The organism is Pseudomonas sp. DTU_2021_1001937_2_SI_NGA_ILE_001 (assembly GCF_032463525.1).
In the GTDB taxonomy this organism is placed as follows: domain Bacteria; phylum Pseudomonadota; class Gammaproteobacteria; order Pseudomonadales; family Pseudomonadaceae; genus Aquipseudomonas.
In genome coordinates this window covers 1,445,166-1,461,378 of record NZ_CP135971.1, presented here as the reverse complement: position 1 = coordinate 1,461,378, position 16,213 = coordinate 1,445,166, and the positions used below count along the sequence as shown (strand labels likewise).

The 16,213-nt window shown below is 63.4% G+C and carries 15 protein-coding genes; 12 read left to right on the top strand and 3 right to left on the bottom strand.

All coding sequences use genetic code 11. The features are described 5' to 3' along the window. Nucleotide 1: 1 nt before the first annotated feature. Complete coding sequence (locus RRX38_RS05890) at nucleotides 2-532, bottom strand: ATP-dependent zinc protease (RefSeq protein ID WP_315961900.1); 531 nt, start codon at nucleotides 530-532, stop codon at nucleotides 2-4. 250 nt (nucleotides 533-782) lie between these two features. Between RRX38_RS05890 and RRX38_RS05885 the strand changes: the two genes are divergently transcribed. From RRX38_RS05885 to prpF, 5 genes are all read left to right on the top strand, one after another. Next, on the top strand, nucleotides 783-1,490 hold the full coding sequence (locus tag RRX38_RS05885; protein WP_315961899.1) for a GntR family transcriptional regulator: 708 nt from the start codon (nucleotides 783-785) through the stop codon (nucleotides 1,488-1,490). Then, nucleotides 1,487-2,380 (top strand): methylisocitrate lyase, encoded by an 894-nt coding sequence (gene prpB, locus RRX38_RS05880; RefSeq protein ID WP_315961898.1) that lies wholly within the window; start codon nucleotides 1,487-1,489, stop codon nucleotides 2,378-2,380. Before RRX38_RS05885 ends, prpB begins: the two co-directional genes overlap by 4 nt. A 79-nt stretch (nucleotides 2,381-2,459) precedes the next feature. Continuing rightward, on the top strand, nucleotides 2,460-3,587 hold the full coding sequence (gene prpC / locus RRX38_RS05875) for a 2-methylcitrate synthase (RefSeq protein WP_315961897.1): 1,128 nt from the start codon (nucleotides 2,460-2,462) through the stop codon (nucleotides 3,585-3,587). Nucleotides 3,588-3,661: 74 nt separating this feature from the next. After that, complete coding sequence (gene acnD, locus RRX38_RS05870) at nucleotides 3,662-6,247, top strand: Fe/S-dependent 2-methylisocitrate dehydratase AcnD (protein WP_315961896.1); 2,586 nt, start codon at nucleotides 3,662-3,664, stop codon at nucleotides 6,245-6,247. A 67-nt stretch (nucleotides 6,248-6,314) separates the two neighbouring features. After that, nucleotides 6,315-7,505, top strand: a complete 1,191-nt coding sequence (prpF, locus tag RRX38_RS05865) for a 2-methylaconitate cis-trans isomerase PrpF (RefSeq protein ID WP_315961895.1) — start codon at nucleotides 6,315-6,317, stop codon at nucleotides 7,503-7,505. A 25-nt stretch (nucleotides 7,506-7,530) separates the two neighbouring features. Here prpF and yfcF read toward each other — a convergent pair whose 3' ends face one another. Both yfcF and RRX38_RS05855 read right to left on the bottom strand, forming a co-directional pair. Further along, nucleotides 7,531-8,160, bottom strand: coding sequence for a glutathione transferase (gene yfcF / locus RRX38_RS05860; protein ID WP_315961894.1), 630 nt, complete (start codon nucleotides 8,158-8,160; stop codon nucleotides 7,531-7,533). A 97-nt stretch (nucleotides 8,161-8,257) separates the two neighbouring features. Further along, nucleotides 8,258-9,076 (bottom strand): pyruvate, water dikinase regulatory protein, encoded by an 819-nt coding sequence (locus RRX38_RS05855; protein WP_315961893.1) that lies wholly within the window; start codon nucleotides 9,074-9,076, stop codon nucleotides 8,258-8,260. Between the two features lie 206 nt (nucleotides 9,077-9,282). On the opposite strand from RRX38_RS05855, the gene ppsA reads away from it, so the two are divergent. The 7 genes from ppsA to sigX all read left to right on the top strand — a co-directional run bounded on the left by ppsA (nucleotide 9,283) and on the right by sigX (nucleotide 16,202). Next, entirely contained in the window at nucleotides 9,283-11,613 is a 2,331-nt protein-coding gene (gene ppsA, locus RRX38_RS05850; protein ID WP_315961892.1) for a phosphoenolpyruvate synthase, read from the top strand. A gap of 139 nt (nucleotides 11,614-11,752) precedes the next feature. Further along, nucleotides 11,753-12,751, top strand: coding sequence for an alpha/beta fold hydrolase (locus RRX38_RS05845; RefSeq protein WP_315961891.1), 999 nt, complete (start codon nucleotides 11,753-11,755; stop codon nucleotides 12,749-12,751). 100 nt (nucleotides 12,752-12,851) lie between these two features. Further along, the gene (rraA, locus tag RRX38_RS05840) at nucleotides 12,852-13,340 is read left to right on the top strand and encodes a ribonuclease E activity regulator RraA (protein WP_315961890.1); all 489 of its coding nucleotides are present in this window, start codon (nucleotides 12,852-12,854) and stop codon (nucleotides 13,338-13,340) included. 13 nt (nucleotides 13,341-13,353) lie between these two features. Beyond that, nucleotides 13,354-14,349, top strand: a complete 996-nt coding sequence (locus RRX38_RS05835; protein ID WP_315961889.1) for a zinc transporter ZntB — start codon at nucleotides 13,354-13,356, stop codon at nucleotides 14,347-14,349. 94 nt (nucleotides 14,350-14,443) lie between these two features. Continuing rightward, a complete protein-coding gene (locus RRX38_RS05830; RefSeq protein ID WP_315961888.1) occupies nucleotides 14,444-14,692 on the top strand; it encodes a CrfX protein in 249 nt (82 codons plus the stop codon). A 2-nt stretch (nucleotides 14,693-14,694) separates the two neighbouring features. Then, entirely contained in the window at nucleotides 14,695-15,519 is an 825-nt protein-coding gene (locus RRX38_RS05825) for a mechanosensitive ion channel family protein (protein WP_315961887.1), read from the top strand. Between the two features lie 92 nt (nucleotides 15,520-15,611). Beyond that, on the top strand, nucleotides 15,612-16,202 hold the full coding sequence (gene sigX, locus RRX38_RS05820; RefSeq protein WP_315961886.1) for an RNA polymerase sigma factor SigX: 591 nt from the start codon (nucleotides 15,612-15,614) through the stop codon (nucleotides 16,200-16,202). Nucleotides 16,203-16,213 lie beyond the last annotated feature (11 nt).

Genomic DNA, 16,213 nt, shown 5'->3' with positions numbered 1-16,213 from the left:
ATTACTCTGCGTTTTGAGCGATTTTGGCCGTGCAGGCAGGCTTGCCGGCGGCGTATTTCAGACTGGGGTCGACCATCGCGTTGAAGCGCTTGAGGGCGTCTGCACCAATCAGGAGCGGAAATTGGAAAGCGCTGCGGTCGGTCAAGTTCACTTCCAGGCGCAGTAATTCTTCGCCGAGGCAGACATCCAGGTCGATGACCGGACGCGCGCTGTACTGCTGCTTGGCATTGGCTCCCAGGTCGTCGGCGCGGCGCTTGATCTGGCCGACGCGCAGCAGCGGACGCTCGATGGGGTGACCATGGGCCTTGTCGATGGCCAGGTAGAAACGCACCCAGCGCTGCCCGTTACGGGTGAAGTACTCGATGTCGCGGGCACTGAGCGAGGCCGTATGGGCGCCGGTGTCGAGCTTGGCGGGAACTTCGAGGTCGATCTCGGGCAGGCGCACGTATTCATGGAGGCCATAGACCGATCGGTCGTCGGCCCAGGCGGACAGGGAGAGCAACAGAGCGAACAGCGGTGTGAAACGAGTCATTGGATCCTGGCAAGCAACGAAAGGTGACAGCCTCAGACCCGCAGAGGGGCCTTGGGTTCGCCGGTCAACTGAAAAGGGGGTGAAAAAACCGGCGCATTCTAGCATGCGTGCCGACTGTCGTCAGGCGCCCATCGTGCAGATTGCAATGTCGCGCTTATTAGACGATTGTCGACAATCTGTGCGCGATCTTTGACGATATGATCTTCAGAGGCTAAATTGACGCTATTCAACGATAAAGGGTGTCGACAATATGCTGGAAGTGCTGGAGTCATCCGTGCCTGCCATGCAGGATGCCGAAACACTTGCGGAGAACGTTTTTCGGCGTATCCAGGCGGCCATCGTCAAGGGTGAGATTGCGCCGGGCAGCAAGATTTCCGAGCCTGAACTGGCGCGCACCTACGGCATCAGCCGTGGCCCGTTACGCGAAGCCATCCACCGCCTCGAAGGCCAGCGCCTGGTGGTGCGCATTCCCCATGTCGGCGCCCGGGTGGTGTCCCTTGACCCGGCGCAGATGATCGAGCTCTATGAAATTCGCGAATCGTTGGAAGGCCTGGCCTGTCGCCTGGCGGCCGAGCGCATGAGCCAGGCGCAGATCGACGAGTTACGTCAGGTGCTCGACACCCATGAGCGTGACGAAGCCTTTCAGGCTGGGGTGGGTTACTACCAGCAGGAGGGCGATTTCGACTTCCATTACCGGATCATCCAGGGCAGTGGCAACCAGACCCTGTATCGCATGTTGTGTGGTGAGCTTTACCAGCTGGTGCGCATGTACCGCATCCAGTTTTCCACCACCCCCAATCGCCCGCGCCAGGCTTTCGCCGAACACCACCGGATCCTGGACGCTATCGCCGACCGCGATGGCGAGCTGGCCGAACTTCTGATGCGCCGCCATATCGGCGCGTCCCGACGCAACATCGAGCGCCATTACCAGGCGGCTCCAGAACGAGGTGAAGCATGAGTCAAGTCTCTTCAACGCCCGGCCAGCGCCTGCGCGAAGCCGTGGCCAGCGAGCGTCCGCTGCAGGTGGTCGGCACCATCAACGCCAACCATGCGCTGCTCGCCCAGCGGGCGGGTTTCAAGGCCATCTACCTGTCCGGAGGCGGTGTCGCCGCCGGCTCCCTGGGGCTGCCGGACCTGGGTATTTCCGGCCTGGACGACGTGCTCACCGATGTGCGGCGCATCACCGATGTCTGCGACCTCCCGCTGCTGGTGGATGCCGACACCGGATTCGGCTCGTCGGCGTTCAACGTGGCGCGTACCGTGCGCTCGATGATCAAGGCCGGTGCGGCGGGTATCCATATCGAGGATCAGGTGGGCGCCAAGCGCTGCGGCCATCGGCCGAACAAGGAGATCGTCTCGCGGCAGGAAATGGTCGACCGCATCAAGGCCGCTGCCGACGCGCGCACCGATCCGGCATTCGTGATCATGGCGCGTACCGACGCCCTGGCGGTCGAGGGGCTGGACTCGGCGCTGGAGCGCGCCGCCGCCTGCATCGAGGCCGGCGCCGACATGGTCTTCCCGGAGGCGATCACCGAGCTGGGCATGTATCAGCAGTTCGCCAGCCGCGTGGGGGTGCCAATCCTGGCCAACATCACCGAGTTCGGTGCCACGCCACTGTTCAGCGTCGATGAGCTGCGTGAGGTGGGTGTCGGCCTGGTGCTGTATCCCTTGTCGGCGTTCCGCGCCATGAACAAGGCGGCGGAAAACGTGTTCAACGCGATTCGCCGCGACGGTACGCAGAAGAACGTCATCGACACCATGCAGACACGCATGGAGCTGTACGACGCCATCGACTATCACCGCTTCGAACAGAAGCTAGATGAGCTGTTCGCGCAAAAGAAGCCGTAGGCGAAGGCCAGATCTGCCTTTAATGGGCGAGTGCCTGTTCGCTCGGGCGTACAAACAAGACAGACAAATGGAGAACGTCATGGCTGAAGCAAAAGTATTGAGTGGTGCCGGCCTGCGTGGCCAGGTGGCCGGCCAGACAGCACTGTCCACCGTCGGCCAGGCCGGCGCCGGGCTGACCTATCGCGGTTACGACGTACGTGACCTGGCCGCCGGTGCCAGTTTCGAAGAGGTCGCCTACCTGCTGCTGTACGGCGAGCTGCCGACCCAGGCGCAGCTGGACGGCTACCTGCAGCGTCTGCATGGTCTGCGCGATCTGCCCGAGGCGCTCAAGGATGTGCTGGAGCGCATTCCCGCCGCCACCCACCCGATGGATGTGATGCGCACCGGCGCGTCGATGCTCGGCACCCTGGAGCCGGAGCACAGCTTCGACCAGCAGCGTGACGCCACCGACCGCCTGCTGGCCGCTTTTCCGGCGATCATGTGCTACTGGTACCGCTTCAGCCACGATGGCCAACGTATCGACTGCAGGACCGACGAGCCGGATCTGGCCAGCCACTTCCTGCACCTGCTGCTAGACAAGCGCCCCAGCGAACTGCACCGCAAAGTGATGAACGTGTCGCTGATTCTCTACGCCGAGCATGAGTTCAACGCCTCCACCTTCACCGCACGGGTGTGCGCCTCGACGCTGTCGGACCTGTTCTCCTGCATCACGGCGGCGATCGGCAGTCTGCGTGGCCCGCTGCACGGCGGCGCCAACGAGGCGGCGATGGAGATGATCCAGCGCTTCGGCTCGGCCGAAGAGGCGCGCCAGGGCACCTTGGACATGCTGACGCGCAAAGAGAAGATCATGGGCTTCGGGCATGCCATCTACCGTGATTCCGACCCACGCAACGAGGTCATCAAGGAGTGGGCGCGGCAGTTGGCCCGGGAAGTGGGCGATACCGTGCTGTTCCCGGTGTCCGAGGCCATCGACAAGGTGATGTGGGACGAGAAGAAGCTGTTCCCCAACGCCGATTTCTACCACGCCTCGGCGTACCACTTCATGGGCATTCCCACGCCGCTGTTCACGCCGATCTTCGTCTGTTCGCGGGTCACCGGCTGGGCTGCGCATGTGTTCGAGCAGCGTGCCAACAACCGCATCATCCGCCCCAGCGCCGAGTACATCGGGGTGGAGCAGCGTGCCTTCGTGCCCATCGCCCAGCGCTGATTGCCGTCGGGGCAGGGAGGCCGACCATGAGCCTCCCGCCTTTTCAACGATTACCGTGACCGAGTCCGTCGACCATGAATGTTCAATACCGCAAAGCGCTGCCCGGCACCGGGCTGGATTATTTCGATGCCCGCGAGGCGGTGGAAGCCATTACTCCCGGTGCCTGGGCAGGGCTGCCTTATACCTCTCGCGTGCTGGCCGAGAATCTGGTGCGCCGCTGTGCGCCCGAGACCCTGCAGGCCTCTTTGCGCCAGTTGATCGAACGGCGCCGCGAGCTGGACTTTCCGTGGTTTCCGGCGCGGGTGGTGTGCCACGACATTCTTGGCCAGACCGCGCTGGTCGACCTGGCCGGCCTGCGCGACGCCATCGCCGCCCAGGGGGGCGACCCGGCGCAGGTCAACCCGGTGGTGCCGGTGCAATTGATTGTCGACCACTCCCTGGCAGTGGAGTGCGGTGGTGACGATCCGCAGGCCTTCGAGAAGAACCGCGCCATCGAAGACCGCCGCAACGAAGACCGTTTCCATTTCATCGACTGGACCCGCAAGGCGTTCAAGAACGTTGAGGTGATCCCGCCGGGCAACGGCATCATGCACCAGATCAACCTGGAGAAGATGTCGCCGGTGGTGCAGGTGCGTGACGGCGTGGCCTTTCCCGATACCCTGGTGGGCACCGACAGCCACACCCCGCATGTCGACGCCCTGGGGGTGATCGCCATCGGTGTCGGTGGGCTGGAGGCCGAGAACGTGATGCTGGGCCGCGCCTCGTGGATGCGCCTGCCGGATATCGTCGGGGTGGAGCTGAGCGGACGGGTCGGGCCGGGCATCACCGCCACCGATGTGGTGCTGGCGCTCACCGAGTTTCTGCGCCAGCAGAAGGTCGTGGGGGCCTACCTGGAGTTTTATGGCCGTGGCGCGGCGAGCCTCACCCTGGGCGACCGTGCGACGATTTCCAACATGGCGCCGGAGTATGGGGCCACGGCGGCGATGTTCGCCATCGACGAACAGACCCTGGACTACCTGCGCCTGACCGGGCGTGAGGAGCAGCAGGTGCAGCTGGTCGAGCACTACGCGAAAACCGCCGGCCTGTGGTCGGCGAGCCTGGCCGAGGTGCAGTATGAGCGTGTGCTGCATTTCGACCTGTCCACCGTAGTGCGCAACATGGCTGGCCCGTCCAACCCGCATGCCCGGGTGGCGACCAGCGACCTGGCGGCGCGGGGCATCGCCGGGGCGTGGCAGGAGGTGCCGGGACAGATGCCCGATGGCGCGGTGATCATCGCCGCGATCACCAGTTGCACCAATACCAGCAACCCGCGCAACGTGATCGCTGCCGGCCTGCTGGCCCGCAACGCCAATCGCCTGGGGCTGACCCGTAAACCGTGGGTCAAGTCATCGTTGGCGCCGGGTTCCAAGGCGGTGGCCCTGTACCTGGAAGAAGCCGGCCTGGATACCGAACTGGAACGCCTGGGCTTCGGCGTCGTGGCCTTCGCCTGTACCACCTGCAACGGCATGTCCGGCGCCCTGGACCCGAAGATCCAGCAGGAAATCATCGACCGCGACCTGTATGCCACGGCGGTGCTCTCCGGCAACCGCAACTTCGACGGACGTATTCACCCCTACGCGCGCCAGGCGTTCCTGGCCTCGCCGCCGCTGGTGGTGGCCTATGCCATTGCCGGCACCATCCGCTTCGACATCGAGAAGGACGTGCTGGGTGTGGTCGATGGTCGGGAGATTCGTCTCAAGGACATCTGGCCCAGCGATGAAGAAATCGACGCGGTGGTGCGTGCGGCGGTCAAGCCCGAGCAGTTTCGCAAGGTGTACATCCCGATGTTCGCCATCGAGGCTGAGCACGCCCAGGTGGCGCCGCTCTATGAATGGCGCCCGCAAAGCACTTACATCCGTCGCCCGCCGTACTGGGAGGGTGCCCTGGCCGGCGAACGTACGCTCAAGGGCATGCGCCCGCTGGCGGTGCTGCCCGACAACATCACCACCGATCACCTGTCACCGTCCAACGCCATTCTGGCCAGCAGTGCGGCGGGTGAATACCTGGCGAAGATGGGTCTGCCGGAAGAGGACTTCAACTCTTACGCCACGCACCGTGGCGACCACCTGACCGCACAGCGCGCCACCTTCGCCAATCCGCAACTGGTCAACGAAATGGCCGTGGTCGACGGTCAGGTGAAGAAGGGCTCCCTCACTCGTATCGAGCCGGAGGGCCAGGTGACGCGCATGTGGGAGGCGATCGAAACCTACATGGCGCGCAAGCAGCCATTGATCATCGTCGCGGGCGCCGACTACGGCCAGGGCTCGTCCCGCGACTGGGCGGCCAAGGGCGTGCGCCTGGCCGGGGTGGAGGCCATCGTTGCCGAGGGCTTCGAGCGTATTCACCGCACCAACCTAGTGGGTATGGGTGTGCTGCCGCTGGAGTTCCTGCCCGGCACCAGCCGCCTGACCCTGGGTCTCGACGGCAGTGAGGTCTTCGATGTGATCGGCGAGCGTACCCCGCGTGCGACCCTGACCCTGGTCATCACCCGGCGCAACGGCGAACGCATGGAGGTACCGGTGACCTGTCGCCTGGACACCGCCGAGGAGTCGTCCATCTACGAGGCTGGCGGTGTGCTGCAGCGCTTTGCCCAGGACTTCCTCGCCGGGGACGTGGCCTGATGTCGGCCTTACGGCGCGCAGGCCGCCGCGCCGATGCCATTCCAACCTGTTATGACGGAGCCCGTTCATGAACCATTCACCGCAACTGCGGATTCCCGCTACCTACATGCGCGGCGGTACCAGCAAGGGAGTGTTTTTCAGCCTCCAGGATCTGCCGGAGGCGGCGCAGCTTCCGGGGCCGGCCCGCGACGCGCTGATGCTACGGGTGATCGGCAGCCCCGACCCCTACGAGAAGCAGATCGACGGCATGGGCGGCGCCACGTCGAGCACCAGCAAGACGGTGATCCTGGCGCGCAGCACGCGGCCCGAGCATGACGTCGACTACCTGTTCGGCCAGGTGGCCATCGACAAAGCGTTCGTGGACTGGAGCGGCAACTGCGGCAACCTTTCGGCGGCGGTGGGGGCCTTCGCCATCCACAGCGGCCTGGTGGATGCCGCGCGCTTGCCCGCCGATGGCGTGGCGGTGATCCGCGTGTGGCAGGCCAATATCGGTAAGACCATCCTCGCCCATGTGCCGATGCGTGACGGTCAGGTACAGGAAACCGGTGACTTCGAGCTGGACGGGGTGACGTTCCCGGCGGCGGAGGTGCAACTGGAGTTTCTCGACCCGGCGGCGGACGAGGAGGGCGAGGGCGGTTCGATGTTCCCCACCGGGCGGCTGGTCGACGAGCTGCAGGTTCCCGGGCTGGGCACGCTGCAGGCCACGCTGATCAATGCCGGCATTCCTACGGTGTTCATCAATGCCCGTGACATCGGTTACAGCGGCAGCGAGTTGCAGCCGGATATCAATGGTGACCCCAAGGCTCTGGCCTTGCTGGAAAGCATTCGCGCCATCGGCGCGGTGCGCATGGGGCTGATCGCCCATGTCGATGAGGCGCAGCGCCGTCAGCATACCCCCAAGGTGGCCTTCGTCGCGCCGCCGGCCAGCTATACCGCGTCCAGCGGCAAGGCGGTGCAGGCCGAGGATATCGACCTGCTGGTGCGTGCCGTGTCCATGGGCAAGCTGCATCACGCGATGATGGGGACCGCGGCTGTGGCTATTGGCACCGCCGCTGCCATCCCGGGCACCCTGGTCAACCTTGCAGCAGGGGGTGGGGCCCGCAACGCGGTCCGCTTCGGCCATCCGTCCGGCACCTTGCGGGTCGGTGCCGAGGCGGTGCAGGTGAACGGCCAGTGGCAGGTCACCAGGGCAATCATGAGCCGCAGTGCGCGGGTGCTGATGGAAGGTTGGGTGAGAGTGCCCGATCCTGGTCTGTAGGCGTCGGCCGCGAAGCGCCGGTGTATCAAGCGCGTGGCAGGTCCAGCCATTGCTGCACCGAAGGCCGTTGCCACTGGTGCGCGGCGTAGTCTGCGAGCCTGGCGGGAACCGGGTCGCCGTTGAGCACCAGGCGGTTGAGCATTACCGCCAGTTCCACGTCGGCGATCGACCATTCGCCGAACAGGTATTCACGGTCGTCCGGCAGCAGGGCCAGTGCGGCCTTGAACAGCTTGTCCGCTGCCCGCTGGGCATCGGCGGACAGGGGCGCGGCGACCTGGTGCCCGCAGAACACCACCAGGGTATTGCGCTCACTGCGGATCGGCAGCAGGTCGCTGCGTAGCCAGGCCTGCACCTGGCGGGCCTTGGCCCGCGCCTGCACAGCCTGAGGATAAAGGCGCTGGCCAGGGAAGCTTTCGTCCAGGTATTCGGTAATGGCCGAGGATTCGGAGAGCGCGAAATCGCCTTGCACCAGGGTCGGCACCCGGTGCGTCAGCGACAGGCCGGCATAGTGCGCCTGGTGCTGGGCGGCGTTGTTGAGGTCCACCTGCACGGTCTCGAAGGCCAGACCCTTTTCGCACAGGGCGACGAAGGCCGAAAGGGCGTAAGGGCTGACAAAGCGGGCGTCGACGTAAAGGCGCAGCGGCTCAGGGTGCATGGGCATCTCCTTATGATGGAGTGCCCAATGTAGAGGGCCGTCGGCAGGCTGGGAAATTCCGTCTTGCTATGCCGGCATTCCCATGCGGAATGCGTACCTACTTGAAACGTCGCTCCACGCCTTTTTCCACCAGCACCTTGGCCGAGATTTCTTCCACCGAGAAATGCGTGGAGTTGAGGTGCGGGATGTTCTCGCGGCGGAACAGGTTCTCTACCTCACGGACTTCGAACTCGCACTGCGCATAACTGGCGTAGCGGCTGTTGGGCTTGCGCTCGTGGCGGATGGCGGTCAGGCGGTCGGGGTCGATGGTCAGGCCGAACAGCTTGTCGCGATGGTTCTTCAGCGCCGCCGGCAGTTGCAGGCGTTCCATGTCTTCTTCAGTCAGCGGGTAGTTGGCGGCGCGAATGCCGAACTGCATGGCCATGTACAGGCAGGTCGGGGTCTTGCCGCAGCGCGACACGCCGACCAGGATGATGTCGGCCTTGTCGTAGTAGTGGGTGCGCGCGCCGTCGTCGTTGTCCAGGGCGAAGTTCACCGCCTCGATGCGTTCCATGTAGTTGGAGTTGTGACCAATGGAATGCGACTTGCCCACCGAATACGAGGAGTGTGAACTAAGCTCCTGTTCCAGCGGGGCCAGGAAGGTCGAGAAGATGTCGATCATGAAGCCATTGGAAGTGGCCAGGATCTCGCGGATTTCCTGGTTGACGATGGTATCGAAGATGATCGGCCGGGCCTCGTCGCGTTCGGCAGCCAGGTTGATCTGCATGACCATGGCCCGGGCCTTCTCGACGCTGTCGATGTAGGGGCGGGTGAACTTGTTGAAGGTCGTGTTTTCAAACTGTGCCAGCAAGCTTTGACCAAGCGTTTCGGCGGTGATGCCGGTGCCATCGGAGATAAAGAACGCGGATCGTTTCATTTGCGACTCTGGCCTTAAGCTGATGACGATTCTTGGATATGATAGGCGCGCTTGCGGGCCCTGAAGGCCTGCATTCTCGCTTTTTCCAGGTTCGGGCCACAAGCGTCCGCGCACATGAGCTTTTCCCAGACAACGAACAACTAGTTAGTGGAGAGATCACCTTGGTAGAGTACGTAGTTTCCCTCGATAAGCTCGGCGTCCATGATGTGGAGCACGTGGGAGGCAAGAACGCATCCCTCGGCGAAATGATCAGCAACCTCGCAGGTGCTGGCGTTTCGGTGCCCGGTGGTTTCGCTACAACGGCCCAGGCCTATCGTGATTTCCTTGAGCTGAGCGGTCTGAACGATCAGATCCACGCAGCCCTGGACGCCCTGGACGTCGATGACGTCAACGCCCTGGCCAAGACCGGCGCGCAGATCCGCCAGTGGATCATGGATGCCGAATTCCCCGAGCGCCTCGACACCGAGATTCGCCAGGCCTTCGACAAACTGTCGGCCGGCAACCCGAACCTGGCCGTGGCCGTGCGCTCCTCGGCGACCGCCGAAGACCTGCCGGACGCCTCCTTCGCCGGCCAGCAGGAAACCTTCCTCAACATCCGTGGCGTCGACAACGTGATCCGCGCCGCCAAGGAAGTCTTCGCCTCGCTGTTCAACGACCGCGCCATTTCCTACCGCGTGCATCAGGGCTTCGACCACAAGCTGGTTGCCCTGTCCGCCGGCGTGCAGCGCATGGTGCGTTCGGAAACCGGCACCGCTGGGGTGATGTTCACCCTGGACACCGAGTCGGGCTTCCGCGACGTGGTGTTCATCACCGGCGCCTATGGCCTGGGCGAGACCGTGGTGCAGGGTGCAGTCAACCCTGACGAATTCTACGTGCACAAGGACACGCTGGCCGCCGGCCGCCCGGCGATCCTGCGCCGCAACCTGGGCAGCAAGGCCATCAAGATGATCTACGGCGACGAGGCCAAGGCCGGTCGTTCGGTCAAGACCGTCGATGTCGACGCCGCCGACCGCGCACGCTTCTGCCTCACCGAGGCAGAGGTCACCGAGCTGGCCAAGCAGGCGGTGATCATCGAAAAGCACTACAAGGCGCCGATGGACATCGAATGGGCCAAGGACGGTGACGACGGCAAGCTGTACATCGTGCAGGCCCGCCCGGAAACCGTTAAGAGCCGCAGCAACGGCAACGTCATGGAACGCTACCTGCTCAAGGAGAAGGGCAACGTGCTGGTGGAAGGCCGCGCCATCGGCCAGCGCATCGGCGCGGGCAAGGTGCGGATCATCCGTGACGTGTCGGAGATGGACAAGGTCCAGGCGGGCGACGTGCTGGTTTCCGACATGACTGACCCGGATTGGGAACCGGTGATGAAACGCGCCAGCGCCATCGTCACCAACCGTGGCGGGCGTACCTGTCACGCGGCGATCATCGCTCGCGAGCTGGGCATCCCGGCGGTCGTCGGCTGCGGCCACGCCACCGAGCTGCTCAAGGATGGTCAGGGCGTGACGGTGTCCTGTGCCGAGGGCGACACCGGTTTCATCTTCGAAGGCGAACTGGGCTTCGACATCAAGACCAACTCGGTCGATGCCATGCCGGAGCTGCCGTTCAAGATCATGATGAACGTCGGCAACCCCGACCGCGCTTTCGATTTCGCCCAGTTGCCCAACGAAGGGGTGGGCCTGGCGCGTCTGGAATTCATCATCAACCGCATGATCGGCGTGCACCCCAAGGCGCTGCTCAACTACGCCGACCTGCCGGCAGATATCAAGGACAGTGTCGACAAGCGCGTGTCCGGCTACAGCGACCCGGTGAGCTTCTACGTCGACAAGCTGGTCGAGGGCATCAGCACACTGGCCGCCGCGTTCACGCCGAAGAAGGTCATCGTGCGCCTGTCGGACTTCAAGTCCAACGAGTACGCCAACCTGATCGGCGGCAAGCTCTACGAGCCGGAAGAAGAGAACCCGATGCTCGGCTTCCGTGGCGCATCGCGCTACATCAGCGAGAACTTCCGTGATTGCTTCGAGCTGGAATGCCGTGCCCTCAAGCGTGTGCGTGAAGACATGGGCCTGACCAACGTCGAGATCATGGTGCCCTTCGTGCGTACCCTGGGCGAGGCGAGCCAGGTCATCGAGCTGCTGGCCGCCAATGGCCTGAAGCGCGGTGAGAACGGGCTGCGCATCATCATGATGTGCGAGCTGCCATCCAACGCGTTGCTGGCCGAGGAGTTCCTCGAGTATTTCGACGGCTTCTCCATCGGTTCCAACGACCTGACCCAGCTGACCCTGGGGCTGGACCGCGACTCCGGAGTGATCGCCCACCTGTTCGACGAGCGCAATCCGGCGGTCAAGAAGCTGCTGTCCAATGCCATCCAGGCCTGTAACAAGGCCGGCAAGTACATCGGCATCTGTGGCCAGGGCCCTTCGGACCACCCGGACCTGGCGCGCTGGCTGATGGAGCAGGGCATCGAAAGCGTTTCGCTGAACCCGGACTCGGTGCTGGAAACCTGGTTCTTCCTCGCCGAAGGCCAGGCGTCGGCCTGATGTGATGGATTGGCGGGCCGGGCCGTCTATACGGCCATGGCCCTCTGCAAAAAGGCGGTTTCCCGGGAAGCCGCCTTTTTTATTGGACGTTTTTCGTTACGCGGGGCCGGACGCCCCTGGATTCAGATCAAGTACCTATATGCAAAGCAGCAGCTCTATTTTTCCCGTTGCCCTGATGAGCGCCGAGCGTCGCGGCGATCTGGTCGAGGATGTCTACCGCCTCAAGCCGGGCAACAGCCCCGACCCCAGCGTCGAACTGGCGCTCACTCGTCTGGGGCGCGTCGACGCGCCAGAGGTACGCGGCCAGCCGGTGGTCCTCGTACACGGCAGCTTTTCCAATCGACGCTTCTGGTATTCACCCAAAGGCATCGGCCTGGGGCCGTATCTGGCGCGCGCCGGCTTCGATGTATGGATCGCCGAGATGCGCGGGCATGGCCTGTCGGCGCGTAACCAGCGTTATCGTGACAACACCGTGGCCGACTATGCGCGCTACGACCTGCCGGCCATCGCCGCTTTCGTCAAGGAGCAAAGCGGCACGGTGCCGCATTGGCTCGGTCACTCTCTAGGCGGCACGACCCTGGCAGCCGCGCTGGGCGGGCACTACCTGGGCAGTGACGAGGCTGCCTCGGTCGCGTTGTTCGGCAGTCAGGTCAGCCGTATCTACTGGCCGTTGAAGCTGCCGCCGGTGCAGTGGTCCGGGCGCCTGCTGCTCAGGTCGTTCGAACATGTTTCCGGTGCGCGTTTCAAGCGCGGCCCCGAAGATGAGCCGATTGGCGTGGCCCTGGAAAGCTTGCGCTGGCATGGGCTGTTCGGGCGTTTCGGTGACCGCGAGCGCAACTGGTGGACCGGCCTTGCCGACACCGAGGTGCCGGTGCTGGCGGTGGCCGCCGAGGGCGATCATCAGGACCCTCCATGGGCCTGCCGGCTTCTGCTGGAACGTTTCGGTTCAGCGCAAAGGCGCTTTCTGTGCCTGGGGCGCAAGCAGGGCTTCAGCGAGGATTTCGACCATTTGCGCATGCTGGTCAGCCAGTCGGCCCAGGCCGAGGTCTGGCCATTGGTCAGCGACTGGCTGCAGCACCGTCCGGTGGGCGAAGCCTTGCCGAGCACCGGTCAAGAGGCTTTGGTCGTACAGGGCTGAAGCGTCTGGGCCTTGCTTAAAGGGCGGCGGCTGGTTACGGTCATGGCTGGGCTCGCTGAGCCCTGCCCATGACCGAATGTGCTAACGACAGGAGTTGCCCATGCACTACATCACCCCTGACTTGTGCGATACCTACCCCGATGCGGTCACCGCCCTGGAGCCGATGTTCAGCAATTTCGGTGGGCGCGACTCCTTTGGCGGGCAGATCGTCACCGTCAAGTGCTTCGAGGACAACTCCCGCGTCAAGGAACTGGTCGCCCAGGACGGCAAGGGCAAGGTCATGGTCGTCGATGGCGGCGGCTCGCTGCGCTGTGCGCTGCTGGGTGACATGCTTGCCGAGCAGGCGGCCAAGAGCGGTTGGGAAGGGCTGGTGATCTACGGCTGCATTCGCGACGTGGATGTCATCGCACAGACCGACGTTGGCGTGCAGGCGCTGGCCAGCCACCCGATGAGGTCCGTGCGTCGCGGGGTGGGCGATGTCGATGTGCCGGTGACCTTTGCCGGTGTCACCTTCCAGCCCGGTCATTATCTGTATGCCGACAACAACGGCATCATCATTTCGGCCTCGGCCCTGAGCATGCCCGAGTAAGTGAAACGCACGAATGTTCGATGAAGCCAACGCGCAGTGGGGGCTGGTTCACGCCCTGGTTCTGGATGGCAAGGGTGGCGCGCGCCCCGTGGCGCGCCATGAACTGACCGAGCTGCAACTGCAAGCGCAGGAAAGCCTCTGGCTGCATTGGGACCGCGGGCACCCGCAGACCCATGCCTGGTTGCGCAATGACAGCGGCCTTTCCGAGTTCAGCTGCAACCTGCTGCTGGAAGAAAACACCCGGCCACGATTGCTGTCGTTGCCGGACCATGAATTGCTGCTATTCCTGCGCGGCGTCAACCTCAACCCTGGCGCCGAGCCCGAGGACATGGTCTCGGTGCGCATCTTCGCCGCCGCGCAGCGGGTTATTTCCCTGCGCCTGCGGCCCTTGCGGGCCACCGACGAGTTGGTTCAGCAACTGCTCGACGGGCATGGCCCGCGCACCGCTTCCGAGCTGATCCTGTGGCTGTCGCAGTTTCTTACCGACAAGATCCAGGACCTAGTGACTGACCTCAGCGAAGCCACCGACGAAGAAGAAGAGCGCAACGACGCCGACGAGTGCTACAACCCCGACCATGGCCGGTTGCTGCAGATCCGCCGTCGCGCTGCCAGCCTGCGGCGCTTTCTCGCGCCGCAGCGGGACATTTTCGGCCAGCTGTCGCGCAGCCGCCTGCCGTGGTTCGTCGACGACGACACCGACTACTGGAACGAGCTGAACAACAGCATGACCCGCTACCTCGAAGAGCTGGAGTTGACCCGCGAACGGGTGGGGCTGCTGCTCGATGCCGAAGACCGGCGCCTGAGCGAACGGATGAACCGCACCATGTACCGTTTCGGGGTGATTACCGGCATCTTCCTGCCCATGAGCTTTCTCACTGGCCTGCTGGGTATCAACGTCGGCGGGATTCCCGGGGCGGCCAATCCTGACGGCTTCCTGGTGGCGTGCGGCCTGATCGTCGCGCTGGCCGTGGGGCAGTGGTGGCTGTACCGGCGCTTGCGCTGGCTATGAGCATTCATGTAGAAAATTTCATTTTTCCGCGACGCCCGGCTTGTGACTCGTTTGCGCGAGGTCTCGTCTCCCTGTGAATTGCGAGAGGTATCCGATGCACGACCCGTTCGAAGAATCACTGCGTGACATGCTCAAGGCCTCGTCCAGCGCACGGGATGACGATGCCTGCCTGGGCCGTGTCCTGAAGACCGCTAACCGTCAGGTCGGTGCCGGTGTGCTGTTCGGCCTGCTGGGCCGCTGGACGCAGGCGATGATGATTGCCGTGAACAGCGGCAGCGCTCACGTTTCCCCGGTTTCGCGTCGCGCCAAACCTACTGCTCGCCCTGGCGATAAGGCTGATTGAACATGGAATTGGATCTCTGGACCCAGAGCCTCGTGACCGCAATGACCGCGTTGTGGACCAAAATCGCTAACTTCATCCCCAACCTGTTCGGCGCGCTGGTGGTCGTACTGTTGGGCTTCGTGGTTGCCAAGCTGCTCGATGCGCTGCTCTCGCGGCTGCTCGCCAAGCTGGGCCTGGATCGCCTGATGGGCGGCACCGGGCTGACCAAGTTGATCGGTCGCGCCGGGGTCAAGGTGCCGATCTCCACGCTGATCGGCAAGATCGTCTACTGGTTCGTATTGCTGATTTTCCTGGTTTCCGCTGCCGAGTCCCTGGGGCTGCAGCGTGTCTCCTCGACCCTGGACATGCTCGCGCTTTACCTGCCCAAGGTATTCGGCGCCGCGCTGGTGCTGCTGGTCGGTGTCCTGCTGGCGCAACTGGCCAATGGCCTGGTACGTGGCGCGGCAGAAGGTGTGGGCGTCGACTATGCTGCGGGCCTGGGCCGCATCGCCCAGGGCCTGGTCATCATCATCAGTATTTCCGTGGCCATCAGCCAGCTTGAAGTGAAGACCGACCTGCTCAACCACGTGATCGTCATCGTGCTGATCACAGTCGGTCTGGCGGTCGCCCTGGCCTTGGGCCTGGGCAGCCGGGAAATTGCCGGGCAGATCCTGGCGGGTATTTATGTGCGGGAGCTCTATCAGGTCGGCCAGTTCGTTCAGGTCGGCGATATCGAAGGGCAGATCGAGGAAATCGGTACCGTGAAGACCACCTTGCTCACCGACGATGGTGAACTGGTGTCGTTCTCCAACCGCATTCTTCTCGAACAACGAGTAAGCAGCCGTTAAGCGGCTAATTTGTTAAGCTATGCCGCCCCGAAACCGTCTGTTCGCCACAGGCGTTGGCGGCCATTGACCTGACACTGTCGGCACGACTCGTTTTGAACAAACCCTTACCGCTATCGCTGCGCTACGAACCCCGCGATCTCTCCGATGAGGAGCTGGTCGCGCGCGCGCATGACGAGCTGTTTCACGTGACGCGCGCCTATGAAGAACTCATGCGCCGTTACCAGCGGACACTTTTCAACGTCTGCGCACGATATCTCGGGAACGATCGAGACGCGGACGATGTCTGTCAGGAGGTGATGCTTAAGGTGTTGTATGGCTTGAAAAATTTCGAGGGCAAATCGAAATTCAAGACCTGGCTATACAGCATTACCTATAACGAATGCATCACCCAGTACCGAAAGGAACGGCGAAAGCGTCGCTTGATGGACGCGTTGAGCCTGGACCCCGTCGAGGAGGCGTCGGAAGACAAGACGCCAAAGACCGAAGAGCGGGGCGGGCTTGATCGCTGGCTTGTGCATGTGAACCCGATCGATCGGGAGATTCTGGTGCTGCGTTTTGTCGCAGAACTGGAGTTCCAGGAAATCGCGGACATCATGCACATGGGCTTGAGCGCGACGAAAATGCGCTACAAGCGGGCTTTGGATAAGCTTCGTGAAAAATTTGTTGGGATTGCCGAAACTTAAATCGGCGCGTG

Coding starts and splice junctions, on each gene's coding strand:
- RRX38_RS05890 (WP_315961900.1), bottom strand. CDS start 532: ATGACTCGTTTCACACCGCTGTTCGCTCTGTTGCTCTCCCTGTCCGCC.
- RRX38_RS05885 (WP_315961899.1), top strand. CDS start 783: ATGCTGGAAGTGCTGGAGTCATCCGTGCCTGCCATGCAGGATGCCGAA.
- prpB (WP_315961898.1), top strand. CDS start 1,487: ATGAGTCAAGTCTCTTCAACGCCCGGCCAGCGCCTGCGCGAAGCCGTG.
- prpC (WP_315961897.1), top strand. CDS start 2,460: ATGGCTGAAGCAAAAGTATTGAGTGGTGCCGGCCTGCGTGGCCAGGTG.
- acnD (WP_315961896.1), top strand. CDS start 3,662: ATGAATGTTCAATACCGCAAAGCGCTGCCCGGCACCGGGCTGGATTAT.
- prpF (WP_315961895.1), top strand. CDS start 6,315: ATGAACCATTCACCGCAACTGCGGATTCCCGCTACCTACATGCGCGGC.
- yfcF (WP_315961894.1), bottom strand. CDS start 8,160: ATGCACCCTGAGCCGCTGCGCCTTTACGTCGACGCCCGCTTTGTCAGC.
- RRX38_RS05855 (WP_315961893.1), bottom strand. CDS start 9,076: ATGAAACGATCCGCGTTCTTTATCTCCGATGGCACCGGCATCACCGCC.
- RRX38_RS05845 (WP_315961891.1), top strand. CDS start 11,753: ATGCAAAGCAGCAGCTCTATTTTTCCCGTTGCCCTGATGAGCGCCGAG.
- rraA (WP_315961890.1), top strand. CDS start 12,852: ATGCACTACATCACCCCTGACTTGTGCGATACCTACCCCGATGCGGTC.
- RRX38_RS05835 (WP_315961889.1), top strand. CDS start 13,354: ATGTTCGATGAAGCCAACGCGCAGTGGGGGCTGGTTCACGCCCTGGTT.
- RRX38_RS05830 (WP_315961888.1), top strand. CDS start 14,444: ATGCACGACCCGTTCGAAGAATCACTGCGTGACATGCTCAAGGCCTCG.
- RRX38_RS05825 (WP_315961887.1), top strand. CDS start 14,695: ATGGAATTGGATCTCTGGACCCAGAGCCTCGTGACCGCAATGACCGCG.